This window comes from Synechococcus sp. EJ6-Ellesmere, assembly GCF_024345875.1.
GTDB lineage: Bacteria > Cyanobacteriota > Cyanobacteriia > PCC-6307 > Cyanobiaceae > Regnicoccus_A > Regnicoccus_A antarcticus.
Genome location: NZ_JAGQBY010000024.1, coordinates 1 through 25,744 on the forward strand (window position 1 = coordinate 1; position 25,744 = coordinate 25,744).

The 25,744-nt window shown below is 64.7% G+C and carries 31 protein-coding genes; 13 read left to right on the top strand and 18 right to left on the bottom strand.

What is annotated here, in order from left to right; genetic code table 11:
- Nucleotides 1–2 precede the first annotated feature (2 nt).
- From KBY78_RS04170 to KBY78_RS04190, 5 genes are all read right to left on the bottom strand, one after another.
- Nucleotides 3–242, bottom strand: a complete 240-nt coding sequence (locus tag KBY78_RS04170) for a MoaD/ThiS family protein (protein WP_255142516.1) — start codon at nucleotides 240–242, stop codon at nucleotides 3–5.
- Nucleotides 239–1,222 (bottom strand): class I SAM-dependent methyltransferase, encoded by a 984-nt coding sequence (locus tag KBY78_RS04175; protein WP_006172662.1) that lies wholly within the window; start codon nucleotides 1,220–1,222, stop codon nucleotides 239–241. Before KBY78_RS04175 ends, KBY78_RS04170 begins: the two co-directional genes overlap by 4 nt.
- A gap of 47 nt (nucleotides 1,223–1,269) precedes the next feature.
- Nucleotides 1,270–1,605, bottom strand: a complete 336-nt coding sequence (cutA, locus tag KBY78_RS04180; protein ID WP_006172661.1) for a divalent-cation tolerance protein CutA — start codon at nucleotides 1,603–1,605, stop codon at nucleotides 1,270–1,272.
- A gap of 6 nt (nucleotides 1,606–1,611) precedes the next feature.
- Nucleotides 1,612–2,313 (bottom strand): DUF305 domain-containing protein, encoded by a 702-nt coding sequence (locus KBY78_RS04185; protein WP_255142521.1) that lies wholly within the window; start codon nucleotides 2,311–2,313, stop codon nucleotides 1,612–1,614.
- 108 nt (nucleotides 2,314–2,421) lie between these two features.
- Entirely contained in the window at nucleotides 2,422–2,826 is a 405-nt protein-coding gene (locus KBY78_RS04190) for a heavy metal-responsive transcriptional regulator (RefSeq protein WP_255142523.1), read from the bottom strand.
- A gap of 63 nt (nucleotides 2,827–2,889) precedes the next feature.
- On the opposite strand from KBY78_RS04190, the gene KBY78_RS04195 reads away from it, so the two are divergent.
- The 7 genes from KBY78_RS04195 to KBY78_RS04225 all read left to right on the top strand — a co-directional run bounded on the left by KBY78_RS04195 (nucleotide 2,890) and on the right by KBY78_RS04225 (nucleotide 8,980).
- Nucleotides 2,890–3,105 carry a DUF3721 domain-containing protein gene (locus KBY78_RS04195; RefSeq protein WP_255142524.1) on the top strand — a complete coding sequence of 72 codons (216 nt, stop codon included), beginning with the start codon at nucleotides 2,890–2,892 and terminating at the stop codon, nucleotides 3,103–3,105.
- Between the two features lie 41 nt (nucleotides 3,106–3,146).
- Nucleotides 3,147–3,401, top strand: a complete 255-nt coding sequence (locus KBY78_RS04200; protein ID WP_006172657.1) for a DUF3721 domain-containing protein — start codon at nucleotides 3,147–3,149, stop codon at nucleotides 3,399–3,401.
- Between the two features lie 318 nt (nucleotides 3,402–3,719).
- Nucleotides 3,720–5,756 carry a copper-translocating P-type ATPase gene (locus tag KBY78_RS04205; protein WP_399215296.1) on the top strand — a complete coding sequence of 679 codons (2,037 nt, stop codon included), beginning with the start codon at nucleotides 3,720–3,722 and terminating at the stop codon, nucleotides 5,754–5,756.
- The gene (locus tag KBY78_RS04210; RefSeq protein WP_255142531.1) at nucleotides 5,756–6,220 is read left to right on the top strand and encodes a cupredoxin domain-containing protein; all 465 of its coding nucleotides are present in this window, start codon (nucleotides 5,756–5,758) and stop codon (nucleotides 6,218–6,220) included. Before KBY78_RS04205 ends, KBY78_RS04210 begins: the two co-directional genes overlap by 1 nt.
- A 94-nt stretch (nucleotides 6,221–6,314) precedes the next feature.
- Complete coding sequence (locus tag KBY78_RS04215) at nucleotides 6,315–6,791, top strand: hypothetical protein (protein WP_255142533.1); 477 nt, start codon at nucleotides 6,315–6,317, stop codon at nucleotides 6,789–6,791.
- Entirely contained in the window at nucleotides 6,784–7,950 is a 1,167-nt protein-coding gene (locus KBY78_RS04220) for a lipase family protein (RefSeq protein WP_255142534.1), read from the top strand. The genes KBY78_RS04215 and KBY78_RS04220 overlap by 8 nt, the downstream gene beginning before the upstream one ends.
- Nucleotides 7,951–8,254: 304 nt before the next feature.
- Nucleotides 8,255–8,980 carry an MBL fold metallo-hydrolase gene (locus KBY78_RS04225; RefSeq protein WP_255142535.1) on the top strand — a complete coding sequence of 242 codons (726 nt, stop codon included), beginning with the start codon at nucleotides 8,255–8,257 and terminating at the stop codon, nucleotides 8,978–8,980.
- 143 nt (nucleotides 8,981–9,123) lie between these two features.
- Here the strand turns inward: KBY78_RS04225 and glnT are convergent, their stop codons facing one another.
- The 3 genes from glnT to KBY78_RS04240 all read right to left on the bottom strand — a co-directional run bounded on the left by glnT (nucleotide 9,124) and on the right by KBY78_RS04240 (nucleotide 12,432).
- Complete coding sequence (glnT, locus tag KBY78_RS04230; RefSeq protein ID WP_255142536.1) at nucleotides 9,124–10,371, bottom strand: type III glutamate--ammonia ligase; 1,248 nt, start codon at nucleotides 10,369–10,371, stop codon at nucleotides 9,124–9,126.
- Between the two features lie 73 nt (nucleotides 10,372–10,444).
- The gene (locus tag KBY78_RS04235) at nucleotides 10,445–11,464 is read right to left on the bottom strand and encodes an alpha/beta fold hydrolase (RefSeq protein ID WP_255142537.1); all 1,020 of its coding nucleotides are present in this window, start codon (nucleotides 11,462–11,464) and stop codon (nucleotides 10,445–10,447) included.
- Entirely contained in the window at nucleotides 11,461–12,432 is a 972-nt protein-coding gene (locus KBY78_RS04240) for a fatty acid desaturase (protein WP_255142538.1), read from the bottom strand. Before KBY78_RS04240 ends, KBY78_RS04235 begins: the two co-directional genes overlap by 4 nt.
- 33 nt (nucleotides 12,433–12,465) lie before the next feature.
- On the opposite strand from KBY78_RS04240, the gene KBY78_RS04245 reads away from it, so the two are divergent.
- Complete coding sequence (locus KBY78_RS04245) at nucleotides 12,466–12,642, top strand: hypothetical protein (RefSeq protein WP_255142539.1); 177 nt, start codon at nucleotides 12,466–12,468, stop codon at nucleotides 12,640–12,642.
- Nucleotides 12,643–12,859: 217 nt separating this feature from the next.
- The gene (locus tag KBY78_RS04250) at nucleotides 12,860–13,336 is read left to right on the top strand and encodes a nuclear transport factor 2 family protein (protein WP_255142540.1); all 477 of its coding nucleotides are present in this window, start codon (nucleotides 12,860–12,862) and stop codon (nucleotides 13,334–13,336) included.
- 15 nt (nucleotides 13,337–13,351) lie between these two features.
- Here the strand turns inward: KBY78_RS04250 and cynS are convergent, their stop codons facing one another.
- From cynS to KBY78_RS04275, 5 genes are all read right to left on the bottom strand, one after another.
- On the bottom strand, nucleotides 13,352–13,798 hold the full coding sequence (gene cynS, locus KBY78_RS04255; protein ID WP_255142542.1) for a cyanase: 447 nt from the start codon (nucleotides 13,796–13,798) through the stop codon (nucleotides 13,352–13,354).
- Nucleotides 13,799–13,879: 81 nt separating this feature from the next.
- Nucleotides 13,880–14,728 carry an ABC transporter ATP-binding protein gene (locus KBY78_RS04260; RefSeq protein WP_255142543.1) on the bottom strand — a complete coding sequence of 283 codons (849 nt, stop codon included), beginning with the start codon at nucleotides 14,726–14,728 and terminating at the stop codon, nucleotides 13,880–13,882.
- Nucleotides 14,729–14,765: 37 nt separating this feature from the next.
- On the bottom strand, nucleotides 14,766–15,524 hold the full coding sequence (locus KBY78_RS04265; RefSeq protein WP_255142546.1) for an ABC transporter permease: 759 nt from the start codon (nucleotides 15,522–15,524) through the stop codon (nucleotides 14,766–14,768).
- A gap of 59 nt (nucleotides 15,525–15,583) precedes the next feature.
- A complete protein-coding gene (locus KBY78_RS04270) occupies nucleotides 15,584–17,197 on the bottom strand; it encodes an ABC transporter substrate-binding protein (protein WP_255142547.1) in 1,614 nt (537 codons plus the stop codon).
- Between the two features lie 92 nt (nucleotides 17,198–17,289).
- Nucleotides 17,290–17,649 (bottom strand): hypothetical protein, encoded by a 360-nt coding sequence (locus KBY78_RS04275; RefSeq protein ID WP_255142548.1) that lies wholly within the window; start codon nucleotides 17,647–17,649, stop codon nucleotides 17,290–17,292.
- 890 nt (nucleotides 17,650–18,539) lie between these two features.
- On the opposite strand from KBY78_RS04275, the gene KBY78_RS04280 reads away from it, so the two are divergent.
- A complete protein-coding gene (locus KBY78_RS04280; protein ID WP_255142549.1) occupies nucleotides 18,540–18,932 on the top strand; it encodes a transposase in 393 nt (130 codons plus the stop codon).
- A 174-nt stretch (nucleotides 18,933–19,106) separates the two neighbouring features.
- Here KBY78_RS04280 and KBY78_RS04285 read toward each other — a convergent pair whose 3' ends face one another.
- From KBY78_RS04285 to KBY78_RS04305, 5 genes are read right to left on the bottom strand one after another with little or no spacing between them, the layout of a single operon-like run.
- Nucleotides 19,107–20,348, bottom strand: coding sequence for a mechanosensitive ion channel family protein (locus KBY78_RS04285; RefSeq protein WP_255142551.1), 1,242 nt, complete (start codon nucleotides 20,346–20,348; stop codon nucleotides 19,107–19,109).
- Between the two features lie 24 nt (nucleotides 20,349–20,372).
- Nucleotides 20,373–21,665, bottom strand: coding sequence for a hypothetical protein (locus KBY78_RS04290; protein ID WP_255142552.1), 1,293 nt, complete (start codon nucleotides 21,663–21,665; stop codon nucleotides 20,373–20,375).
- A complete protein-coding gene (locus KBY78_RS04295) occupies nucleotides 21,662–22,588 on the bottom strand; it encodes an oxidoreductase (RefSeq protein WP_255142554.1) in 927 nt (308 codons plus the stop codon). The genes KBY78_RS04290 and KBY78_RS04295 overlap by 4 nt, the downstream gene beginning before the upstream one ends.
- A gap of 25 nt (nucleotides 22,589–22,613) precedes the next feature.
- Complete coding sequence (locus KBY78_RS04300; RefSeq protein WP_255142555.1) at nucleotides 22,614–23,417, bottom strand: methyltransferase domain-containing protein; 804 nt, start codon at nucleotides 23,415–23,417, stop codon at nucleotides 22,614–22,616.
- Nucleotides 23,418–23,457: 40 nt separating this feature from the next.
- A complete protein-coding gene (locus KBY78_RS04305) occupies nucleotides 23,458–23,718 on the bottom strand; it encodes a hypothetical protein (protein WP_037981045.1) in 261 nt (86 codons plus the stop codon).
- Between the two features lie 146 nt (nucleotides 23,719–23,864).
- Here KBY78_RS04305 and KBY78_RS04310 point away from each other — a divergent pair, with 146 nt between their 5' ends.
- From KBY78_RS04310 to KBY78_RS04320, 3 genes are all read left to right on the top strand, one after another.
- Nucleotides 23,865–24,353, top strand: coding sequence for a protein phosphatase (locus KBY78_RS04310; protein ID WP_255142556.1), 489 nt, complete (start codon nucleotides 23,865–23,867; stop codon nucleotides 24,351–24,353).
- 48 nt (nucleotides 24,354–24,401) lie between these two features.
- The gene (locus KBY78_RS04315) at nucleotides 24,402–25,025 is read left to right on the top strand and encodes a 2OG-Fe(II) oxygenase (RefSeq protein ID WP_255142557.1); all 624 of its coding nucleotides are present in this window, start codon (nucleotides 24,402–24,404) and stop codon (nucleotides 25,023–25,025) included.
- Nucleotides 25,026–25,072: 47 nt separating this feature from the next.
- Nucleotides 25,073–25,744: class I tRNA ligase family protein (locus KBY78_RS04320; RefSeq protein WP_255142558.1), on the top strand; the 672-nt coding region annotated here is incomplete at its 3' end.

Here is a 25,744-nt window from a genome sequence, read left to right on the forward strand (position 1 = left end):
GTTCAGCCACCACTGATGGGGGGCAGGAAGGCCACCACATCGCCGGGCTGGAGCGGCTGATCGAGTGCAGCGAAGGCCTGGTTCACCGCCACCCGCACCTGCGGCGGGACGGCCTCACCCAGACCCAGCTGCTGCCAGAGGCTGGCCGGTGTGGGGGCCGGGGATTCCGTCGAGATGGCGAGGCTTCGCTCCCCCCAGCCCGCCTGCTCCCGCAGGGAGGCGAACAGGCGCACGCGGATCACGGACAGGTGGCCACCAGCACCCGGTGGCGGTGGTCGGAGGCCACCCGGCGGATGGCAGCGAAGCCTGCCTCGGCCAGGGCGGCAGGCAGATCCAGACGGAAGTAGTCCTCGAGGTAGGGCTCTGTGGCCTTGAGCAGGGTGGCCAGGGCCGGCGGCATGGCGCGGATCACCTCCGCTTCCGGGTCCTGGTCCACCAGGGCCAGCACGCCTTGGGGCCGCAGCAGCCGCTTCGCTTCCCTGAGCACCGCGCGGCTGGCGTCACCCGGCAGTTCATGGCAGAGGAACTGGGCGGTGATCAGATCGAAGCTCGCCGCCGGCAGGCCGCTGGCCTCGGCGGCGCGGTGGTGCCAGGCCTTGATGCGGCCGCCGGCATCGCGCACCTTCGCCACCGCGAGCATCTGGGGGGAGAGGTCGAGGCCGCTCACGTGCACGCCGCTGTGGCCGTGCTGCTCCAGCCAGTCGGTCAGCGCCAGGGTGCCCACCCCCACCGAGCAGCCGATGTCGAGGACGTTGCGCACCGGGCCGCTGAGGCTGGGTTCGATCGCGGCATAGATGCCGTTGCGCATGCGCTGCTGGGCAGCTTCCGGGCTGAGTTGCTTCTCCTCTTTCCATACCCGCAGCGCCACCGAATCGGTGGCCTGCTCCGCCTCACAGGCGGCATCCCAGCAGAGGTTGCCCTGGGCATAGGCGTGGAAGCGGGCCCGGTAGTAGGGCGGGGTCACAACGGCCGCCTCGGTGCTGCTGGCCAGCAGCGGCTCCGCCTGCTGGCGCAACTGCTCGCGGCGATGGCGCCAGGGGATGCCCCGGGTTTCGGCCGTGCGGATCATCATCCGCCGGGCCTGCAGGAACAGCAGCTGCCGCATGGGCTCCACCGCCAGAACCGCAGCGATCAGTCGGCCCAGCGGCGTGCGCGCATCCACCCAGGGAGGTGGCGGCGGCGAGCTGATCACCGGGCCGGAGCTGATGGCGCTGATGTTCATCGGGGCGCTGGGATGGGCGGCGAGGCTGCCATCCTGACGCCCCCAGTTCAGGCTTTGGGGTGCGTTTGCCCGACCACCCAGCTCAGATAGGCGGGATCCGGATCCTGCAGGGGCGTGGCCGTGATCGCCGGGATCTCGTAAGGGTGAGCCTCACGAATCACCTTCATCAGCGACTGCAGGCGCTGCCGGGTGGTCTTGAAGGTGATCCGGATTTCCGGCTCCTCCACCAGCTCGCCCTTCCAGATGTAGAGGCTCTCGATCGGCTCCAGTTGCGCACAGGCCGCCAGCCCGGCCCTGATCACCTCCCGTGCCAGCCGTCTGGCGTCGTCTTGGCTCGCCACCGTGGTGTGAACGGCGAGCAGGACTTCCTCGTCGGCTGTCATGGCGGCTCAGTACCAGCTGCGGTACCACTGGGCCATCTGCTGGATTTCATCGCTCTGCACCCGCACCATGGCCTGCTGCAACTGACGAAGCTCCGGGTGCTGGGAATTGGTCTGGGCCATCGAGGCCATCATCACGCCCATCTGGTGGTGGGGAATCATCTGCTCGATGAAGGCACGGTCGAAGTCCGGGGCTGCGCTCAGGGCAGAGAGGTTCGTCCACCCGCCCATGGCGCCCCCACCCATACCTCCACCCATGCCCATTCCCATGCCGTTCTGCCAGCCCCAGCCTGTGCCCGGTCCCCAACTGGGCACATCTTTGCCGTACCACTGCTTGTACCAGGCACGCATCTGGGCGTTCTCGCGGGTCTGACTGGCCTTGATGCTCTTGGCCAGGGCCTTGATCTCGGGCCGCTGCGCGCGGGTGAGGGCGAGATCGGCCATGGCGATCGCCCCGTCGTGGTGGGGGATCATCATCACGATGAACTGCTGATCCGAATGGCCCATCCCCATCTGGCCCGGGCCACCCACTCCTCCTCCATACCCGGGCATGCCTGGTCCTCCTCCAGTTCCATGCATGCCTGCACCGCCCCAACCCTGGGACAGGCACTGGGTACCAGCCCAAAGGGAGACCGTGATGATGCCTCCTGTGGCCAGCAGCAGCAGGGCTGGCCGCCCGAAGAGTCTTCGGCGTGGATCGTTGTTGGTCATCGTTTCGAGACCGCTCGCTTACCGTCCATCACCAACGTGGCCATGGGCTAGCCAGTGGCTTGACAATTCAGCCGAATGTTCACGCGACCTCCGTCAGCCGGGGGCTGCTCAGACGTTGAGATTCGGGCAGATCACGGCCGTGTTCGGCGCTGGATCGCTTTGCCAGTTCTTCAGCAGGCTTTGCAGTTCCCTTCTGAACAGACGCAGTTCCCGCAGCCTTTCGTCCACCAGATCGATCTGCCGTTGCAGCTGCCGCTGGATGTCGCCGCAGGGGAGCTCACCGGCATCGTGGACCGCCAGACACTCCTGAATTTCATCAAGAGTCAGACCGAGGCTCTTGAGCCGCCGGATGAAGTCCAGGCGCCGCAGGCTCTCCTCAGCGAACAGGCGGTAACCGCCTGCGCTGCGGCCCACCGCCGGCAGGAGGCCGAGATCTTCGTAGTAGCGGAGGGTCTTGATCGGCAGGCCACTGCGGCCGGCGAGGGCCCCGATCTTCATGCCAACGGCTGTCATGGGCTTAACTCTCCTCCCTTGAGGAGAGTCTAAGATGACTCAGGCTTGCTACACCATCACTCCGTGAACCGCAGCGCTCTGGCTCTCCTCCTGTCGGCTGGCGTCTGCCTGGGTACCAGCGCAGCCCGTGCCCAGGCCAACGACATGTTCCCGAGCCAGGCCGCTGCGGAACAGCGAGCCAAGGAACTCAAGTGCAGCGGTGCCTTCGCGATGGGGAAGGAATGGATGCCCTGCCAGAACTTCGATCTGTACGAGAAGGCCGTCTCCCGGGAGAAGTGACACCAGCGGTTCCTGTCTCTGACCATTCCCGCGCAAACTCGATGACCACGCACTCCAGCAGCCCCTTCCCGCAGCCCAGCCGTTGGGCTCTTCTGGCGGCCCTGGCAGCGGCGGCCTTCGCCCCGTTGCTCACCAGCTCAGCCGCCGAGGCCCATGTGAAGGGCATGTTCAAGACCAAGCAGGAAGCTGAACAACGTGCCGCCGAGCTCAAGTGCAAGGGCACTTTTTCAATGGGCTCGCTGTGGATGCCCTGTGCGAATGAGCAGGCGCTCCACAAGGCCCTGCGGAACAACTGACTCCACGCGCCGGGGATCTCCCTGATCATCACCGCGCTGTCGGGCTCGATCTACGGCCTGCTGCTGGCCAACAACATCGATGCCTTCTGCCGGAATTCTCACGTTGATGATTGCCCACTCCGGCGTCGGCCTGATGCTCGGCGGCCGCCGCAAGCGACCAACATCACTGAGCTCAAAGGCGAACAATCAGGAACCAGGATACGAAAATGACGGGACATGACTCTCCAGCTAACTGGACACCCCTAGCTTGAAGGAATGACCCCTTCCCCGAGCTCGTCTTGCTGCCATGCCGAGGGCCCAGCCGTATCGGCGGACGGCATGGAGCGGGAGCTGGCCCGGGAGCGCACCCTGCTGCGCCGCAAGGTCAGCGTGGCTGCCGTGCTCACCGTCCTGGTGATGCTCTCCAGCCTGCCCCACATGCTGGGGCTTCACAGCCTTCCGTTCCTGCCGCTCTGGTTCACCAGCCCCTGGACCCAGCTGATCCTCACCACACCGGTGTTGTTCTGGTGCGGGCGTGACTTCTTCACCGGCGCCGTCTCGGCTTTCCGGCAGCACTCCGCCGACATGAACACCCTGGTGGCGGCCGGCACCGGCATCGCTTACCTCACCTCGCTGTTCACCACCCTGTTCCCGCAGGTGCTGATCGCTGAAGGCCTGCCGGCTGACGTCTACTACGAAACCGTGGCGGTGATCCTGACCCTGGTGCTGCTGGGTCGGCTGCTGGAGGCCCGGGCCCGTGGGCAGACCTCCGAAGCGATCCGGCGGCTGCTGCAGCTCCAGCCCCCCACCGCCCGGGTGCTGCGGGAGGGACAACCGGTTGAAGTTCCTGTGTCGATGGTGGTGGTCGGGGACCTGGTGCAGGTGCGTCCGGGCGAGAAGCTGCCCGTGGATGGGGTGGTCGAAGAGGGCAGTTCCTGGGTGGAGGAATCGATGCTCACCGGTGAACCCACTCCTGTCGCCAAAGCTGCCGGCGATGCCGTGATCGGCGCCTCGATGAACCGCAGCGGCAGTTTCACCTTCCGCGTCAGCCGGGTGGGCTCAGGCACGGTGCTGGCCCAGATCGTTGAGCTGGTGCGCCAGGCCCAGAGCTCCCGCACCCAGGTGCAGCGCCTGGCCGATCAGGTGGTGGGCTGGTTCGTGCCGGTGGTGATTGCCCTGGCGATCGCCGCGTTCGTGATCTGGTTCCTGATCAGCGGCAACCCGGTGCTGGCGATGCTGTTTCTGGTGAGCGTGCTGGTGATCGCCTGTCCCTGTGCCCTGGGCCTGGCCACCCCCACCTCGATCATGGTGGCCTCCGGCAAGGGGGCCGAGAACGGCCTGATCTTTCGCAGCGCCGAGGCCCTGGAGACGGCCGGCAAGCTGCGCACCATCGTGCTCGACAAGACCGGCACCCTCACCCGCGGCCAGCCGGAGGTGACCGATTTCGAGCGGCTGAACGGTGGTGGACTTCCGGCCAGCACCCTGCTGGCGCTCACGGCATCGCTGGAATCCCGCTCGGAGCATCCCCTGGCCGAAGCGATCGTGACCTATGCCCGCAGCCAGTTGAAGGACGGCTCAATGCCTGCGGTGGAGGGCTTCGAGGCCGTGGCCGGCCGCGGCGTGCAGGGGGTGGTCGCCGGCCAGCAGGTGCGGGTCGGCACTCCCCGCTGGTTCGCGGAGCTCGGCATCGACACCGCCGCCCTCAAGCCCCTGGTGGAGCGTCTCGAGGCCGCCGCCTGCAGCGTGGCGGCCGTGGTGGTGGACGGGCGGATCGAGGCCTGCTTCGGGGTGGCCGATCCCCTCAAAACCAGTTCGGAAGCCGCCGTGGCCGCCCTGCGGCGCCTGGGTCTGCAGGTGGTGATGCTCAGCGGCGATGCCCGCCGCACCGCCGAGGTGGTGGCCGCCCAGGTGGGGATCGAGCGGGTGATCGCCGAGGTGCGCCCCGCTGACAAGGCCTCGGTGGTGCAGGAGCTGCAGCAGAAAATGGAGGGCCTGGTGGCGATGGTGGGCGACGGCATCAACGACGCCCCCGCCCTGGCCCAGGCGGATGTGGGCATCGCCATGGGCACCGGCACCGATGTGGCGATCGCCGCCAGCGACATCACCCTGATCTCCGGCAACCTGGCCGGGGTGCCGGCGGCGATCGAGCTCAGCCGTGCCGCCATGGCCAACGTCCGCCAGAACCTGTTCTTCGCCTTCGCCTACAACGTGGCCGGCATCCCGATCGCCGCCGGCCTGCTGTTTCCCCTCACCGGCTGGCTGCTGAGCCCGATGATCGCCGGCGGCGCCATGGCCTTCAGCTCCGTGTCGGTGGTGAGCAATGCTCTGCGGTTGCGGAACTTTCGGCCTACGCCCCTTCCCGTTGCCGCCAGCTGATGACCAATCTCTTTGCTGCCGAGCTGATCAATGCCGAACCGCTCTGGCGCACCATCGACCAGCCCGTGGTGCTGAAGGCCCTGGTCGCCGGCGTTGGTGTGGTGCTGATCGCCTGGGAACTGTGGTGGTTCCTGGGCCGCCATGGCGGTGGTGTGGCGGCCCGCGATGGCGAGGCTGGCGTGCAGGAAATCACCATCACCGTGGATGGCGGCTATGCGCCCTCAAGAATCAAAGTGAAGGCCGGCCAGCCGCTGCGGCTGGCGTTTCACCGGATCGATCCGAGCGGCTGTGTGGCCCAGGTGATCTTCCCCGAATTCCACAAAACCCTTGATCTGCCCCTTGATGCCACCACCAGCCTGGAGTTGCCGCCCACGGAGGCTGGCGTCTATCCCTTCCACTGCGGCATGAACATGGTGCGTGGAGTCCTGGAGGTGGTGGATCAGAGCGCAACAAGGGCGTCGTAGTTGTGGTATTCGGGCTTGCGTAATCCCTCCACCGCCAGCATTTTGCGCAGTCGCCTGGATCTCCTGGGCCTGATCCCCCCACACCATGCCATCCATGCCCCCGATCCCGTCGATGCCCCCCGCCACTCCAGAGTCCAGTTCCTGGACTCCCGACGCCGCAGGCCTGGCGCGCCGCTATCACTGTGCTCAGGGAATGGTGGTGGATTACGCGATCGGTCTGGCGATTGTGGGGATGTTTCCTGCCTTCCTCACGCCGGTCCTGGTGATCGCGGTGGTTCTGTTGATGAAGCTGCTGTGGGACATCGCCCGAAACTGGCAATTCAGCCTCACCGCCAATCCCATCGCGATCGGGGGGTGGGTCATGAATGGTCTGGGTGCCTGTGCGGTTGCGATTCTCGCCTGGACGACGCTTGTTTTCCTGGGTGCCTGGCTTCCGATGATTGATCACTACGCCCTTTCCGCCGCCCTGATGAGCGGTGGCTGGACTCTGGGGGCCGGGGCCAACCAGTTCTTCATGAACGGATTTCTGCGTCGTTTTCGCCGGCAGGACGCCGGTCTGAACCATGGCTGAGTGGAGCCGACGGCGAGTGCTCCTGGCTGGGCTAGCCATCACCGGAGCAGCCTCCGGCGTGAGCGAATTCCTGCGCCGCCGGTCCTTCCATGACGAGCAGGCAGATCTCACCGATCAGCTCCTCAACAGTCCGGATGTGGTGAACCGTGCCGTGACGAATGCGATCGAAGGTGACAAGGAAGCCACGGCCGAAGTGGAACGGATCCTTGCGGGGCTGAATCTTCAAGCCCCCAACCTCCCCTACGATCGATCCATCTCGAAGACGTTGATCCAGGCCAGCCGGCTGGCGACCGAACAGTACCTCACGGGGAAGTTCAATCTTTCGTTTGATGGCTCCATCCGGGGACTGCCCACCTATAGCGACCGGTTTTCTGGCTACACGCAGGTTGCCTCCATCAAGGGGCCAGAAACGGTGAATGCCGAGCAGCGCATCGATCTCGATCAAAGGAGTGGGCGCGATCCGCTTCTGGCAGGGAGCCATCGCCTCAGCAGGTTGATCACCGGCTTTGCCGGCCGGACCGGCCCGGCCATGGTCATCCGTTGGAGCTTTCCTGTGTACTGGGGCTTCGTGCTGAGCGGCCCCAGCCATCACCTGCTGGTTCTGCGGGGAACGCAGCGGGGATATGAATGGTTCCAGACCCTCCGCGCCAATCAGGTGGTCGCCCGGGAGGTGCCGGAGCTTGAGTTTGCCGGCTCCATCCACGACGGATTCGCCAGCATCTATGCCCGTCTGTCCCGGCCCGTGATCGACGCCGCGCGACACCTCGATCCGACCAAGCCGTTGTTCGTTTCCGGCCACAGTCTTGGTTCACCCCTGGCCAGCCTGGCCGCCCTCGACATCGCCCAGAAAATCCCCAGCTTCCGCGACAATCTGAGGCTCTACACCTATGCCGGACCGCGGCTGGGCAACCCTGCCTTCGCTGAAGCCTTCAGCCGGCTCGTGCCCAACAGCTACCGCATTGTGAACCAGGCCGACCTGGTGCCCACCCTGCCACCGACCAGAACGAGGGACATCATCTACGTCCACCTTGGTGAGCCCTGGGGCTTCACGAGCGCTTCCGGAGACATCGGTCCGAACCACTTCATCAGCGCCTATCGCCTGGCGGTGGATCAGGAACGGGAACAGCCCCTCGCCAGTCCCACGCTGGTGCCGCAGTGACCGCGGGCTGCCAGGGAGAGGTCGACGCCACCCACCTTCTCGGTGCTGGCCGGTGAGCTGCCCGGGGAATCTGCAGACCTGTCCTCCGCTCCACTTCTCGGCAAGTTCAGGATTGCTCGTGTTGGCGGCGGCTGGACCAAAGGCAGGCCTTGCGTGCGACTCAGGCTCTGAGTTTCATGCCCGTTGATCACAATCAGCGGGCATGAGCTTTTCTTTGGCCTAGCCTGAAGATCACGATTGGGCTCTCTCAAGGGTGAGGCTTCAGCCCACTTCTTGCCGGCGTTTTTACTGCCATTCTTGAGCCATGACCAGCATTGCTGAAATCGCTCCAGACCTGTTCCGGCTTTCGATCTATGTTCCGGACTTCGACATGCAGTTCAACCACTTCCTGGTGCGCGATGAGCAGCCATTGCTGTTCCACGCCGGCTTGAAGGGGATGTTCCCGGCCCTGCGGGATGCGGTGGCCACCTTGATGGATCCCGCCAAGCTTCAGTACATCGCCTGGAGCCATTTCGAATCCGATGAGATCGGCGGCCTCAACCATTGGCTGGAGCTGGCACCTGAGGCCCAGCCTGTCTGCACGCTCGTGGGCAAACTCGTGAGTGTCGACGACTTTTCGATACGACCTGCCCGCGGCATGCTCCCTGATGATGTGCTGAGCACAGGTCGATATCGCTACCGCTTCTACCCTTCCCCGCACCTGCCCCACGGCTGGGACGCCGGTTTGCTGTTCGAAGAGACGAGCAAAACCTTGTTCTGCTCTGATCTCTTCCATCACTTCGGGGATGTGGCTCCGCTCACCTCCTCCGACCTGATCGGGCCAACACTTCAGGGCATGGAGCAGATGCAGCAAGGTCCCCTCGCGTCCTACATGCCCTACACCAGGCATACGGAATCTGTGCTGCAGGCACTGGCTGAGCTCAGGCCGGAGGCCCTGGCCGTCATGCACGGCTCGTCCTTTGTCGGCAGGAGTGATCAGCTACTGAGCGATCTGGCGGGCGTGCTCAGGGACACCTTCGATTCGGCCTGACCGTCGCCGCTGGCCGCGTTCACCCTCACGCCTCACGCCTCACGCCTCACGCCAAGCAGAACCCAAGCTGGTGCGGGAGTCGGACAAAGTGATACAGCTAAGCCGACTGGCAGGACCGCAGCGGACCCGTCTGAGGGCAATCTCTAGCTGTGCTGGCGCCTGAGGCTTTCGTAGGCCTGGCAGAAGGACTCCCCCAGGGCCTCGCGCAGCACCGTGTCGGCGGCGAAGGCGGCGAGGGCCTCCTTGAGGGTGGCGGGCAGCGGAGTCGCGGTGCCGGGAGCCGGCGGGTCGGTGTAGAGGTTGGCGTCGTTGCGGGGGCCGGGGTCGAGCTGCCGCTCAAGGCCGTCGAGACCGGCGGCCAGCACCGCCGCCGGCAGCAGGTAGGGGTTGGCGGCACTGTCGGCCAGGCGCAGCTCCAGGCGCTGGTCGTCGGGGATGCGCACCATGTGGCTGCGGTTGTTGCCGCCGTAGCTGATCCAGCCCGGTGACCAGGTGGCGCCGGAGTTGGTGGTCTGGCCGCCGAGGCGTGCGTAGCTCTCGGCTGTGGGATTGGTGATGGCGCACAGGGCCGGGGCGTGCTCCAGCAGCCCCCCCAGAAAGTGGTAGGCCAGCCGCGAGAGACCCAGCTCGCCACGGGGGTCGTGGAAGAGGTTGCGGCCCGAGTCGTCCCAGAGGGAATGGTGCAGGTGGGCGCCGCTGCCGGTGAGCTGGGGGAAGGGCTTGGGCCCGAAGCTCACCCGAGCACCCAGCGGTTCCGCCATCGACTGGGCCATCACCCGGAAGAGGGCGTGGCGGTCGGCGGTCACCAGGGCGTCCGCAAAGGTCCAGTTGATCTCGAACTGGCCGTTGGCATCCTCGTGATCGGCCTGGTAGGGCCCCCAGCCCAGCTCCTCCATCGCTTCGAGCAGGCCGCCGATCAGCTCGAACTGGCGCATCAGCGCCAGCTGGTCGTAGCAGGGTTTGCTCTGGGTGTCGTGGACATCGGCGATCGCCGTGCCGCCGGGCTGCAGCAGAAAGAACTCGGCTTCCACCCCTGTGCGGAAGCTGTAGCCCAGCTGCGTTGCCCGTTCCAGCTGGCGGCGCAGCACCCAGCGCGGCGACTGCTCCAGCGGCCGGCCCTCCACCTGCAGATCGGTGGCCACCCAGGCCACGGTGCGCTGCCAGGGCAGCACCGCCAGGCTGGCGGGATCGGGTAGGCCGAGCACATCGGGATCGGCCGGGGTCATCGCCAGCCAGGCGGCGAAACCCGCGAAGCCGGCGCCATCGCGGGCCAGTTGGTTCACGGCACTCGCCGGCACCAGCTTGGCGCGCTGCACTCCGAACAGATCCGAGAAGGAGAAGAGGAAATGGCGGAGTCCGTGGTCGGCAGCGTAGCGGGCCAGGTCGGTCATGGGCTCAGCGGGGGGTGGGCGGAACGGCGGGGTTTGGTCGGTCGGATCAGGGCAGCGTGAGCGGCCCGGTGGATCAATCCATCAGCAGGCCCTCGAGGGCGGCCCGGATCAGGGCCTGCTCGGCCGGCGCGTCGCGGGGATTGCCGGCCCGGTGCCCCAGCACCGACTCCAGCCGCTCGAAGCGGGCACCGGGGATGAGAGCGGCTTCCGCGGCACAGTCGTCGGGTGGGAAATAGAGGTCGTGGGAGCCGGCGATCACGGTGGTGCGGGCCGTGATCCGCCCCAGGGCGTCGGCCAGGGAACTCCCCATGGCGGCGCCGAGATCGTTGGCCAGCCAGGTGTCGAGCATCGCCAGCAGATCGCGGGGATCGTGGCGGCTGTAGGCGGGTAACCAGCTGCGCTCCACATACTCCTCCACGCTGCCGTAGCCCAGCGCCTCGTGCCTGCTCTGCCGGTAGTAGGCCTGGCTGGCGGCCCAGCTGGCGTAGATCAGGGCGAAGCTGCGCAGCCCCTGCTCGGGGGTGGCCCTGAAGCGCTCCCCATCCGAGGCGGGATCGGCGGTGAGGGCTTGGCGCAGGCTGAGCAGCAACAGGCGGTTGTGGGGCGTGGTGCGGGCTGTGCCGCAGAGGCAGCAGATCCGCTCCACCGCCTCGGGCTTCAGGGCCGCCCAGTGGTAGGCCTGCTGTGCCCCCATCGACCAGCCGTAGATCAGGGCGAGACGCTCCACCCCGAACACCTCCTGGATCAGGCGTTGTTGGGCGGTCACGTTGTCGGTATGGCGGAAGATCCAGCCCTGCTCGGCCAGCCCCATGGCGCTGGTGCTCGGGCTGCTGGAGCGGCCGTTGCCGAACTGGCTCACCAGCAGCACGCAGAAACGGGCTGGATCGAGAATCGGGCCCACCACCCAGTCGATGTCCTCGGGCCAGGCGCCGTAGGAGCTGGGGTAGAGCACCAGGTTTGACCGTTCTGCGTTGAGTTCGCCGAACACCCTGTAGGCCAGGCGGGCGTGGGGCAGATCCCTGCCGCAGCTGAGCGCAAAGGACCCCAGCTCAAACACAGCATCCCGGCCTTGGGTCGCCGCAGCCACGCTCATGCCGGTGGCAGCGCCAGCCTCGACGGATCGGCCAGGAACGCCCTGTGCACCGCCAGGTAGCCCGGATCGTTGTGCTCCAGCCTCCCGGCGATCCAGCCGTGGGCCGCCGGCAGGGCATGGAAGGGAATCGAGGCCATCAGGTGGTGTTCGACGTGGAAGGGCATGTTCCACATCAGCCAGCGCAGCGGCGCCAGGGTGCGGGTGGTGCGGGTGTTGCGCAGCACGTCGGCGGCGGTGCTGCAGCCTCCGTGCTCAGCCAGCAACACGAAGCGCAGCAGGGGCTGCCCCAGGGCCAGCGGCAGCAGCCACTGCCAGAGCAGAACGCCGTTGCCCCCCGGAATCGACAGCAGCAGCACCAGCCCATAAACAGCGAACTGGAGGCGGATCGAGCGGCGCAGCGCCGGGGCGGCCTCGGCGGGAATGTAGGGGCGGCCGCTGAAGTTGCCGCGCAGGCCGGCGGCGTGGCTCCGCAGCTTGCCGATCCACCAGGGCAGGCCGCTCAACTCCAGCAGGTAGGCCCAGCGGCTGGTGGGCGGCGGATCCTCCAGCTCCGGGTCCAGGCCGGGCTGGTGGGTGTGGCGGTGGTGCCACTGGTGGTAGCGGCGGTAAAAATCGGCGTTGTAGAAGCTCAGCACCCCGGCCCACCAGGCCACGGCGTCGTTGAGGCGGCGGCTGGCGAAGGCGGTGCGGTGGCCGCATTCGTGCATGGCGCAGAAGGCGAAGGCCAGGCCCCAGCCCAGCAGCAGCAGGGCCGGCAGCCGCAGCGCCCAGGGCAGACGAGCATCCCCCCAGATCAGCCCGCTGACCAGGATCAGCCCCCCATGGCCCGCCAGTTGCCACCAGCCGGCCCCATCCCTGCGCAGGTTGAGCTCGCTCAGGGTTTCTGCGGGAATCAGCTCGGCAGGGGCCGCCTTGATGGCCGTTTGGCTCGTGGTCACGGACCTCAGGATCCCAGCAACGCCGTGCATTCCAACCGTTCCTGGCCCGCCGCTGCGTAGCGGATGCCTCAACAGCGGCCGGTGGCCATCGCCCACCGGCACGGTGCATCCACCGGCTGGGTCCTACCCGGTGATCATGTTCTGCTCCTGCCCACCCTGCTGGGCTCCCTGGCGGTGACCGTGGTGGGCCTGCTGTACAACAACGCCTCCCGCGACAGTCGCTACCCGAAGTACTGGTGAGGGCCCAACAAGTTGTTCGGCTTGTTCTGCGGATGTCATCCGTGAAGCTGATGCTCCGATCTTGGCAATGGCGAATCGAAAGAGCTGAAACTGAGCGGCCTGAGGCCGTCAACCAACAGAGGGAGGGTGCCTATGCTTCAGGAGCAAGCCACTGGCTGCGAGGCCGAGGCCTGATTCAGCCTCTGGCAGGAGTAAAATAACTCATCGCAAGATCCAGATGTCCGCCCTAAGTTCAAAGCCTCCACTGCCGCCGTTCAACCAGGAAACGGCGATCCAGAAGGTAAGAATGGCGGAGGATGCCTGGAATTCCAGGGATCCCCATCGAGTGTCTCTGGCCTACACGGAAGACAGCTATTGGCGTAATCGCTCTGAATTCATCAGAGGTCGCGACGAGATTGTGGCCTTTCTCCAGCGCAAGTGGGCCCAGGAGAATGGCTATCGATTGATCAAGGAAGTCTGGGCCTGGCACGACAATCGCATTGCCGTGCGCTTTCAGTACGAGTGGCATGATCTAGCCGACCAGTGGTATCGGGCCTATGGCAATGAAAACTGGGAGTTCAGTGCTGAAGGTCTGATGCGTCGGCGTGAGGCCAGCATCAACGATGTGCCGATTGCCGATGCAGAGCGAAAATTCCTCTGGCCCCAGGGACCGAGGCCGCAGGACCACCCCGGTCTCACCGAACTCGGCCTATGACCAAAGCGGCTCAGGTCACCACTTCTTGTAAGGCAGAAATTTGCCGCACATGGTGACCTTGACCCGATCACCAGCTGGATGTTCAACTTTATCGACTTCCAGGGTGAAATCGATCGCGCTCATGATTCCGTCGCCAAATTTCTCCTGGATCACATCCTTCATCGGCAGGCCGTACACCTGCATGATTTCGTAGAAGCGATAGATCAATGGATCGGCGGGGACCACGGGATCCAGGCAGCCCTTGACGGGAGGAATGGTCAGCTCGCCAGCGAGGTTCGGATCCAGATCCAGGGCCGCCAGAAGTGTCTGTGCTTCCTCCGGCGAGGCTGTGGCCTGGCCATAGAGCAGGCTGGCAATCCAGACCTCATCGCGATTGAGCAGCGTTTCCAGTTCCGCAAAGCTGATGCCTTTTTTGCGTTTGGCGTTAAGCAGGGTGTGACTGAGGGGGGTGAGCGTGCTCATGGCAGATCCGTCAAGGGTGAAGGGGAGGGGTGATCGGGATGGGAGGGGAAGCGGTAGCTGGGCCGGAAAGTGGCCGGAGGACTACTTGTCTTCGATGGCCCTGGTTTCCCGGAACAGATGGTCTTCAAGCCGCTGTTTCACGGCCAGAAAATCCGGATGGGTTTCGATTATGTTCCGTTTGCGCGGACGAATCCGCGGAAGGTCGATCAAATCACTGATCCGGGCATTCGGACCGCTCGACATCAACACGATCTGGTCCGAGAGCAGCAGGGCCTCGTCGATGCTGTGGGTCACCAGGACCACCGTGACCCGGTGGTTTTCCCACAGTTGCAGAACTTCCTCCTGAAGATAGCCGCGGGTCAGGGCGTCGAGGGCCCCAAAGGGCTCATCCATCAGCAGGATCTTGGGCTTGATCGATAAGGCTCTGGCAATGGCCACGCGTTGTTTCATGCCACCACTCATCTCCCTGGGATAGCGGCCCATCGCCTTTTCGAGATCCACCATGGACAGATACTCACGGGCCTGTTCCTTGGCGTTGCCCTTGCTGATGCTGGGTTGTGCGGTTTCGATCGCGTAGATGACGTTCTCCAGGGCCGTGAGCCATGGCATCAGGACATAGTTCTGGAAGACAACTCCACGATCAGGCCCTGGGCCGCGGATGCGAAGCCCGTCCATGAGGATCTGACCTGAGCTGGGCTCATCCAGGCCGGCCATCAGATTAAGCAAGGTGGACTTGCCACAGCCTGATGGACCGATGATGGAGACGAAGGTATTTTCTTCGATTCGGAGATTAACGTCCTCAAGGGCAACGTAACCAGCGCTGGCGCGACGCCCGGTCAGCGATCTCAGCAGGCCAGGCTCAGATGTGAAGACCTTGCCAACATTTTCGATACTGAGCTGGACTTCGCTGTAGTCGTTGGTGGCTGACATGACATTGGACAAGGCTGGTTCGGCAGATCTTTGGACATCAGAGTTGATAATCAAAGCGTTTCTGTAGAGCTCCAATCAATTGATCAAGAAGAATGCCTGTGAGGCCGATTACGATGATCGCCACGAAGATGTTAGGAAGTGATAGATTGTTCCATTCATTCCAGATGAAGTAGCCAATGCCGGAACCCAATAGCATTTCGGCAGCAACGATCACCAGCCAGGCAATGCCCATTGAGATGCGCATGCCCGCCAGGATGTTAGGCATGACAGCGGGGAGTACAACTTTAGTGATGGTGCGCAGCTGGCTGGCACCCAGGGACCTGGAGACCCGCAGGTAATCGGGGTTGATGGTTTGTACGCCAAAGGATGTGCTGATCAATGTTGGCCAGACACTGGAAATGAAGATCACAAAAATGCCGGTCAGCTCCGAATCCCTGAAGACGAAAAGGCCGATTGGCAGCCAGGCCAAAGGCGACACCGGCTTCAGCAGTTGAATGAAGGGGTTGGCGGAACTGCTGGCCAGGCGGGACACCCCAATCAACAGTCCGAGCGGGACGGCGACAACGATGGACAAGCTGTAGCCGATCATCACCCGGCGTAAACTGATCAGCAGATTGGTGCCGATTCCCAGATCATTAGGACCATTGTTGAAGAAGGGATCAGAGAGCCACCATTGGAGTTCTTTCAGGGTTTCGAGGGAGCCTGGGAAGTTTTTGCCCAGCAGACCATGCTTGGCAAGAATCTGCCAGACGACCAAGGCGATCAGGACGCTGACGATGGAGACAAGCAGGCCCATCGGTTTGCTCAGGGACGACTTTGTCATGGAGACAGAAGAATTGGAAGTGTGCAGTTCAATCAGAAGCCATCGCGCTTCTTCTGTTCTTCAACGTAGTCCAGTGGCCTTTGGGGATCGAAGGTGTCAAAGGCAAGAGTTTCGACGCGGGACGTTTCAGTTGGTGGATTCAAGCCCATGCTCCTCTCCAGTTCCTGTGCCTCAGTCGTGAGAAAGATAGAAGAACTGTTGGTATCAAAATCACCCGCCTGGATCATGCTGGCAGCCTTGCCGAGATCCCATCGCACCAGCTGGCTCTGAATCCAGTTGGAGAAGCTCTGCCAGGGATAGGGCTTGAAATCAATGCGATCGGGGACATCAAAGCTTTGCCCCAGTCCATTCTCGAACTTGCCAGTCAATACGGCTTCAACCACTTCGGTGGGCTGGTTCAGGAAGGCTCGTCCAGAGATTGCTGAAGCGATTTCCTTGCGATTCTCGGCTTTGCTGGCGTAGTTCGCGGCTTCGATGATTGATTTGTTGAGGGCTCGGAAGGTCTGAGGATGCTCTTGAATCCAGGGCTCTCCTGCAGCAAAGGCGCAGCAGGGATGACCATTCCAGAGATCTTTGGTGAGCAGAAGAATGAAGCCCGCATCTTCGTAGACGGCCCTTTGGTTGAATGGATCGGGCATCAACATGGCATCGAGATCGCCAGTCACCAGTTGGGCGATGCTGTCCGGCGGCGGTACGGGGCGAATCTGAACATCGGTATCAGGGTTCACTCCGCCCTCTGCCAGGTAGTAGCGCAGCAGCAGGTTGTGCATCGAGAAGGGGAAGGGCACGCCGATGACGAATCCTTTGAAATCCTTGGCTTCCTTGACTTTGCCGGCGTGGCGTTTCGCAACGGTGATGGCCTGGCCATTGATGTTCTCGATGCTCGCTAACTTGACACTGAATGGTGTGGAGCCAAGGCCCAGGGTCATGGCGATCGGCATGGGGGCGAGCATGTGATAGGCGTCGAGTTCGCCGGCAATGGCTGAATCGCGTACAGCTCCCCAGCTCGGCATTTTCACCACTTTTACATTCAGACCTTGCTTGGTGTAGAAGCCCAACGGCTCCGACATGATGATTGGCGTGGCACAGGTAATTGGAATGAATCCAACCTTCAGGTCTTTCTTCTCAAGGCTCGAGGGATCGACCGGGGCTCCTCCGTCGGTTTCTCTGTCATCCCGCACACCGCAGTTCGCCAGGGTGACCAAGGCTGCCCCTGCAGCGAGACCTTTCATGAACGTGCGGCGTCCCAGCGGGCTGTTGCTACTCACACGGGAGAAAAAGTGACCTGCCTGGGGACCGAAAGCCGCCGCAAAGGCCTGATCGAGGCCGCCGGCTTCGCTGGCCAGGGCGCGCAGGAGCTGTTCCTTTTCTGGATTTCCCTGAGATGCATGTCGAAAGAAGAGCAGCTCGCGAAGTTCTGCCTGACTGATCTTCTCCGCGATTGGATAGGCCTCTCGACGGATCAGGCCCATGCGATGGAAGTCATCCATCAAGGTTTCGGGATCTTCAGGAAAATCCGTCAGAAATGTTTCATGGGAGGCCAGCCCCTGGACGCAATCTGTGCAAGTACAGGCCGATGTGGCTGTCTGTCCTAGGAGCCGCTCGATCGAGGCTTGGCCGGACAGTGTTGAGGGAATTGATGACATGAGGAAGGTCGAAGTTTGACAATAAGAGTTTGCTAAATTCAGGATAAAATGTCCTAATCTAACAAGAAAAATATGGATTGAGCTTGGCCTATCTAATAATCGATATCTTTTGCTTGTTGCTTCACGGCATCACATGTACCCAATGCATTCTTGCTGCTCTCGCCGATGTAGCAGGTATCTGTTGCTACTTTTGTTCTGGCCTGGGCAGCTTGTTCTGTTGGCCATTGCTGCTGTTGCTTAAGGGGAAGGCTCCTTACCGGCCCGATCGTGACGGCGCCGTTGTGGAGGTGCATCAGCACTACGGTGGCCTCCAGGGTCCAGCTGGGCTGGGCCAGCAGCTTGGCGGCCGCAAACTCGAAGGACTCCCGGTAGTCCTCGACCAGGGCCTGGTGGATGTCGGCGATGTCAGGCATAGGAAGGGTGAGCACGACAAAGCCCGGTGACGAGGCCACCGGGCTCTGAAGGAGTTTGGTTGAAGGGGCGGAGCTGTTGACGCTGGCACCTGGGGCGAAGGGACACCACCGGCTGGGATCGGGTGTTCTGACTGATACTGAAAAAAGAACAGTCCATCGACTTGCACCTGCGCAGCCGTGAATTATTCACCTCACCAGCCAGGCTGATGCGGGTGCTGGTGGACGCGGGGCTGCCTGATCTATTGGGGACGGATTGATGACCACCACCACTCAGCAGGATCCCCAAGTTGACACAGAACGCTGCATGGGCTGGGCAGCGCACTACCGCCGCATGGGTCAGTTCTTGGCCGCAGCCAACAAGGCAACCGAAGCGCGGTGGAAGGCGCTAGGGCGAAGGAGTTTCTCAGGATGCTGGCAGATGATGATTCCCCTCAAGCACTGCTCAACCGATAATCTCGTTCAACACTAAGAGACCAGTGGACCTCCAGGAACTTCCCGCAGATCTTCAGCAGCTGACTACAGCGTTGCAACGGCATGGCTTTGAGATTCGCCTGGCGCCCCCACCACGGCGGGGAGCCTACGGAATCTACGAGTCGAAATCTCGGCGGCTCTGGGTGTCTCCCCTGGCGTTTCAGTTGGGCATCGGACGCCAGGTCTTCATCCATGAAGCCACCCATGCGGTGCAGAGCTGCGGAGGGGCAGGCATGAGGCCGTTGGGGGTCACTGCTCCGCTAAACCCCGTCGTCGAGCGTGAGATCAGTGGGATCCTCTTCAATCGATATCATCCTGGAAATCGAGTGGTCGAGCGCGAGGCTTTCACCCTTCAAGGGCAACCAGATGCAGTGACGGTCCTGATCAACACCATGCGCAATCGTTGTCGTAGTTAAGATCCCTAATAGGGTGACAAAGACTGGGATGCCTGAACCTGGATGCTCCGCGCCAAACAGGCACCGGAGCACATCCGTGGGGCCTGGAGGGGCACCAGCTGGATCGTAGAGGTGATTGCCACCGGAACCCGCGACGGCAAGACCTTCCGGCAGACCCATTTCTTCCTCACCAGCTTGCGCACCACCCCAGAAGCCCTGCTGCAACTGGTGCGGGATCGCTGGAGCATTGAGAGCTGGCACTGGATCCGTGACACCCAGCTGCATGAGGACGCCCATCGCTACCGGGGCAACGGCGCCGGAGCAATGGCGACGCTGCGCACGGCAGCCCTCAACCTGCTGCGGCTGGCTGGATTTCAGTCGATCCGAGCCGGCATGCAGGCCGTACTCACGACATCACGGCGCTACTGGCGATGGCGACGAGAAAGCCAGAACTAAGCTTGAGTTAAGACTTTGAATCAGCCCTGCCTTCACCCCACTGTTCACATCCACGGCATAGGGCTTCACTTGCGTGATGAACTGACTCACGTTCTGGTCGGCGACACCCCCACCCTGGGGGCCTCACATCCTCTTGTCAGCTGAACAACCTGGTGGGACTACACAACTAAACAGCTAGTGCTCATCAGGCTTGGCCGGCTGCATAGAAACGACCCGCTGTGGGAAGGGAATCTCAATCCCCTCCTCGCTGAAGCGGTGCCAGATGGCGCTGCTCACCTCGCTCTTGATGCTGGCGTTGTTCATCGGATTCTCGATCCAGAACCGCACGGCGTAGTTGATGCTGGAGTCGCCGTAGCACAGCAACAGGGCCTTGGGCGGGGGCTGCAGCAGCACCCTCGGTGAGGAGCGGGCCACCGCCTCCAGCAGTTGGATCACCGTGTCGGGGTCGTGGCGGTAGGCGGCCGACACCTCCACCTGGCTGCGGCGCATCCGATCGCTGCCGGTGTAGGTGGTGGTCGTGGTGGTGAAGAAGTCCTGGTTGGGGATCACCAGTTCGGCATTGTCGCGGTCGCGCCAGAGCACCGCCGCCCGCAGCCCCAGGCTGCGCACCTCGCAGGGATCCCCATCGATGAAGAGGATCTCGCCAGGGCGCACGGAACCCTCGAACAGCAGCCAGAGGCCGCTCACGAAGTTGGAGAACACCTCCTTGATGCCGAAGCCGAGCCCGACCGACAACCCACCGGCCACGGCGGCGATCGCCGTGCTGTTCAGCCCGATGCGCCTGAGCACCCACAGCGATCCCAAGGCGATCACCAGGTAACGGCTGACCAACTCCACCGCCACCCGGGTGCTGCTGGAGAAGCCCAGCAGCCGCTGCAGCAGGTCCCCCAGTCCCACCACCGCATATTCCGACACCACCACCAGGAAATAGGGGATGGTCAGGATCAGGATGATGCCACTGGCCGTGAGCGGCTCGCCGAACAGGGTGATCAGGGGGATCCGGCCCACATCGATCAGGGAATCCAGCTGGTTGATCAGGGATCCCACCACCACCAGCGCGAACAGTGGACGCACCAGCTGGCGGTAGAACCGCTCGATGCTCGCGGCGGTGAACCAGCGCCGAGCCACCAGCTTCACCAGAGCCAGAACGATCCAGAGAGTGAACAGCTGGACCACGTAATGGGCCAGGCCGTTGGGGAACCCCAGCCAGCCCAGCACCAGGGCGTTGAGGCGCAGGCCCAGCAGCAGGGCCAGGCTGCCGAGGAACTCCAGCCGGTGGCCGCGACCCAGCAGGTGGGGACGGATCCAGATGACGTAGACGGCATACAGCACAGCCCCGCTGAGCACCTGGAGCATCACCTGGGGCCGGGCCAGGTAGCCCAGCCAACCGGAGATCTCGTAGAGGAAGAGGCGCATCGGCGATCGGGCGGACGGCGGAGCTCAGGGCTTGCTGGAGGGAGGCGCAGCGGGTGGCCCCGCCTGGATGTCCTTCATCACGTCGGCGGGCGAGGCCGCATTCACGATCGCGCGCTCCAGGATGTCGTCCATCCAGGCCAGGCGGGTTTCGATCCGGTCGGGGTCAGAGAAGCTGATCAGCTGCGCCCGGTCGAGGCTGTCCGCCAGGGCCGCGAACACAGCGGAGCTCTTGCTGGGGATCAGCACATTACGGTTCACCGGCAGGTTGCCCGGAGCGAACAGCATCAGTCGCTTCTGGTTGAGCCGATTGAGGGTGAAGAGCACGAACTCCTTGGCCAGCTCCCGCTGCCGTGGTGTGGAGTGCGTCCCGAAACTCCAGACCTTCAGCCGGGTGAGCCCCCGAGCCGGCTGGCCGGGGCTGCCCGGCAGCTGCGACACCCCCAGGGACGGCCCCATGCTCTTGCCGAGCCGTTCCAGCCAGAGGCTGTTGCAGCTGATGCCGTCGAGCTTGCCCTGCTCCAGCTGATGCACCAGATCCACCGCCTCTTCCGAGAACTCAACGTTCTGCTGGAGGTTGGCGTTGTTGAGCCAGTTCAGCCAGCGCAGCAGGTCCTGGCGATCGCTCGTGCTGATCACCAGCGTGCCGCCTCTCGGGCTGGGTGACTCCAGCAGCCGCTCCAGAGCCCCGTTGGCCTCCATGCCGCTGCTGGTCCAGTAGAGATCGCCAAGCCGCAGGGGCAGACCGACCTTCAGACCCTTGGCACTCAGGTTGATCAGATCCGTCAGATCGCGCGGTGGCTCGGGCACGCGCCGGCGGTTGTAGCAGGCCACCTCCGGCTGGGCCAGCAGCGGCACGGCCAGCAGCTGGCGGCCGAGGCGGAAATCGTTGAGGAAGCGGGGCTCGAGTTCTTCGAGCCGTTCGGGATCGAGCGTCACCGCTTCACTCAATCCCTGCTGATGCAGGCGCAGGGCGGTCACCACCCGGGTGACCATCAGGTCGGGGCCCAGCCCCCTGGAGGACCGGAAGGCGGTGGAGCTCAGGAAGGCATCGCTGGGGAGGTGACGGACATGGATGCTGACGCCGGGGTTCACCTGACGGAATTCGTCGATCAGCCTGCGGGCCCGCTGTTCGCTGTCACCCAGCTCCACCTGGGGGGTTCTGGTGGAATCGGTCTCGACGTACAGAAAGAGGCTGTCGGGTATGCCCCACCCCTGACAGCCTCCGCAAAGCAGCATGGCGGCCAGGGCGGCCGGCAGGGATCGGGCCGCCCCACCGCCCGGCCAGCGGCGTCGGCCGATGGGGCTCCTGCCGGTCATGCGGCCTCGGCTTGCGCGGCCTGGCCCACCAGTTGCTCACTCACCTCCCAGAGGCGCTGGCGGATCTGGGGATCGAGGGCCGCTGGGGCGATGCGCACCTGGGTGGGCCCGCCGCGCATGCCCCCCCACTGATCGGGCCCGTAGTGCTCTCCGCCCCGAGCTTCGGGGGCCGTGGCGGCATAGAGCTGGGGCAGGGCCCCCATGGCGGCGCTCTGGAAGAGGGGATCCATCAATCGGTAGGCCAGGCTCTCGAAGCGGGAGCCGCTCGAGGCCACCGAGGCGGGCTGCAGGTTGGTGCGCGCCAGCCCGGGGTGGGCAGCCAGCGACGACACCGTGCTGCCGGCTGCCGCCAGCCGTTGCTGCAACTCAAGGGCGAAGGTCACATTGGCCAGCTTGCTCTGGCTGTAGGCCGCCCAGCGGTCGTAGCGCCGCTCCGACTGCAGGTCATCGAAGGCCAGCTTGCCGAAGTACTGGGCGCCGGAGGTCACCGTCACCACCCGGGCATCGGCGCGTCCCTCCATCAGGGGCAGCAGCGCTGTGGTGAGGGCGAAATGGCCCAGGTGGTTGGTGCCGAACTGCAGCTCGAAGCCATCGCGGGTGAGCTGCCGCGGCGGGCCCATCACACCGGCGTTGTTGAGCAGCAGATCGAGGCGGCCGTACTGCTCCTGCATCCAGCGGGCCCCGGCGCGCACGCTGGCCAGATCCGCCAGGTCGAGCTCGAGCACCTCCAGGCCGGCGACCGCGGCGGGCAGCAGCTCGGCGCGGGCCTCCTCCCCCCGGCGGCGGGAGCGGCAGGCGAGCACCACCGTGGCCCCATGGCTCGCCAGGGCCCGGGCGGACTCCAGCCCCAGCCCGCTGTTGGCGCCGGTGATCAGGGCGATCCGGCCACTCTGGTCGGGGATGGAGGCGGTGGTCCAGGTCATCGGGATGGCGATCAGCTCACAAAAGTCATCGTGTCGCGCGGGTTTCCATCACCGTGGGCCCCACCCAGAAGGCGCCTGGATCCTGCCGCGCCGCCGCCATCTCGGCCCGGGCCCGCTCGGCCTCCTGATGGCTCCACAGCCCCCGGCGGATCAGCTCCGGCCCGTAGATGGTCACGAAACACTCCAGCCAGCGCGCCATCCCGTCGCCGAGGCGCCCCACCACGGTGAGTGGCCGCAGCTCATCGATGCGGAAGCCCCGCTGGCTCAGCAGCGACGGCAGCCGCCGGTTCACGTCAGGATCGCCGCCGGCGGCCAGGAAGCTGGCGTGGGCGGCACGACCGAAGCTCGCCACCGCCTCGGCGCCTGGATGCAACGCGAAGCTGCTCCAGTGGATGTATTCGTGGACCACCAGCCGGGCCCCAGGTCGCAGCTGGGCGGCCAGTCCATCGAGCAGGGGGTCGAGTTCGCCGAGGAACATCAGCACCCAGCGGCACCACACCAGGTCGAACGACTCCTCTGGAAAGGCATCGCTCACCAGGTCGTGTTGAAGCACCTCCAGCTGGCTCAGCCCCAGCCCCGCCCTGCGGGCCGCCTCGGCGTAGGCCGCACTCAGCTCCAGGCACAGTACTCGGCCCTCAGCCCCCACCTCCCTGGCCAGCTCCATGGCCACGAAGCCAGGGCCGGCGCCCAGATCCAGCACCCGCTCCCCAGGCTTCAACCCCGCCCGCTGCCAGGCTCGCCGAGCTTCCGGCAGCCAGAGCTCGTGCTGAAGGCGCAGCCGTTCAAGTTCGATCGGATCGGTGCCGAGCAGGTAGGTGTCGGTGGCCACCGGGGAACGGGCTGGGAGCTCAGGGCAGTGTGGCCCGGAGTCAGTCTTCGCCAGGGAAGAGCAGCTCGGCCAGCTCGTCGGGATCGACGTCGTAGACGCGGGCCAGGGAGGTTTCGATCGCCGAGGTCACCTCACCGGGCAGGAAGCGCATGGAGTTGAGCGCGTCCTCGGTGATGTCGTCGGTGAGCAGCTTCTCCTCACCGCCGAGCTTCTCGTCGTTGATCACCGCCATCACCCAGCTCTGGTAGGCGTAGACCAGATCGGAGAACTCGAGCTCCGGGTCGTTCAGATCCAGGGCCATGGGCGTGTCCTGTGCAAGCCCATGCAGTTTGCCCCCATGGGCGGACCTGAAGCGGTTCAGGCCCACCAGCCGCCGCTCCTGTGCGGAACTCCTGATCAGCTCCCGTGCTTCCGGCAGCCTGAGTTTCCCCTCGTCAGGCCCTTTCTGTGACCCCTGCCGGACCCGGCACCAGCTCAGCCCAGGCCACAGCGCTGCAGGCCGGCCTGTTCGACTTCGCCCTCGGCGAACTGGTGCGCCAGCACCGCACCAGCTTTGAGCCCCTGTGGACCACCGAGAGCTGGGCCAAGCTGATGATCTGGCTGGCGCTCAACTGCGGCGCTGACGGCAGCCGCGAGGGCCTCGAGGCGTTTGCCGGCGCGATCGGCCCTCACGCCACGGCCCGGATGCGGCGGCTGTTCTTCGAGCGGGAGCTGGAGGGGCTCAACCTCAAGCTGATGGCGGATCCCGCCGAAGCCCAGGTGCTGGCGCTGCCGCTGGAGGCTGCCGGAGGTGAGGGCGGGCTGGCTGCCGCGAGCCTCGCTGAAGCCCTGGAGCTGGTGGGCCTGGCGCAGCAGGTGAGCACCGATCCGCACAGCTGGGTCCGCCATGACTCTGCGGTGGCCATTCCCTGGACGCGGCTGGCCTCGCCGGTCTGAACGTCAGGCGCGCCCGTTCCTACGGTGCCCGCCTCTGGGAGGCACCTGATGCGCCTGATCGGCACCTACCGAAATTCTGGCTATGAAGCCCTGGCCGATGCGGCCCTGGGTTTCTACGAGCGGCGGGCGGATCTGCGCCGCCCGGGGGTTGCCTTCGGCCACGATCCCTTCCAACCCGCCAAGGTCTCCACCGACATCAGCCTGGTCGCGATCGACCGCTCCGACCCCGAGGCCCACGGCCTGGCGGAAGTGATCCTGCGCGGCGTGTCGGCTGGGTTGCAGCGCTACTTGAGCGAGCGCCCGCTGCTGCTGGAGGTGTGCCCGGAGCGTTCTCTGTTCGTGAACCCGATCTTCAACCTTCAGCACTACGCGCCAGGCGAGGGATTCCGCAGCTGGCACTGTGACTGGACCACCAGCGAAGAGGCCACCGAACCGATCCGGCGCGTGCTCGCCTGGATCCTTTACCTCAACACCCTCCCCGATGGCGGCACCGAGTTCCACTGGCAGGAGCACCACGAGGAGGCCGAGCGGGGCAAGTTGCTGATCTTCCCGGCCAGCCCCTCCCACACCCACCGTGGGCGGGTCTCCGCCAGCCACGCCAAGACAATCGCCACCGGCTGGATCAATGCCGGCACCCTGGAGGCCTATGTCGCGCGGCTGGCAGCCGCCTGAGCCCACCGTCCCCTTTGAGAGCATGGGCTGACCTTCCCCAGCCCGCCGTGACCGAGGCCTCCGCTGCCCCCAGCCCCGACGGCGCCCTGCCCAAGACCTACGACCCGGCCGGCACCGAAGCCCGCTGGCAGGCGGCCTGGGAAGCGGCGGGTGCTTTTCATCCGGATCCGGAGGCTCCCGGCGAGCCCTTCAGCGTCGTGATCCCGCCGCCGAACGTGACCGGCAGCCTGCACATGGGCCACGGCTTCGAGACGGCCCTGATCGACACGATCGTGCGCTTCCAGCGCCTGCAGGGTAAGAACGTGCTCTGTCTGCCCGGCACCGACCACGCCTCGATCGCCGTGCAGACGATCCTGGAGAAGCAGATCAAGGCCGAGGGCGGCAGCAAGGACGACCTGGGCCGCGACGCCTTCCTGGAGCGCGCCTGGGCCTGGAAGGCAGGCAGCGGCGGCACGATCGTGGGCCAGCTGCGCCGTCTGGGCTACTCGGTGGACTGGCAGCGGGAGCGCTTCACCCTCGATCCCGGCCTCAACAAAGCCGTGGTGGAGGCCTTTGTGCGCCTGCACGAGCAGGGCCTGATCTACCGGGGCGAATACCTGGTGAACTGGTGCCCGGCCTCGGGATCGGCGGTGAGCGATCTGGGGGGGGAGATGAAGGAGCTCGATGGGGACCCCTGGCCTTTCCGCTACCCCCCCACCGCCGGCGGCGGTGGAGGCTCA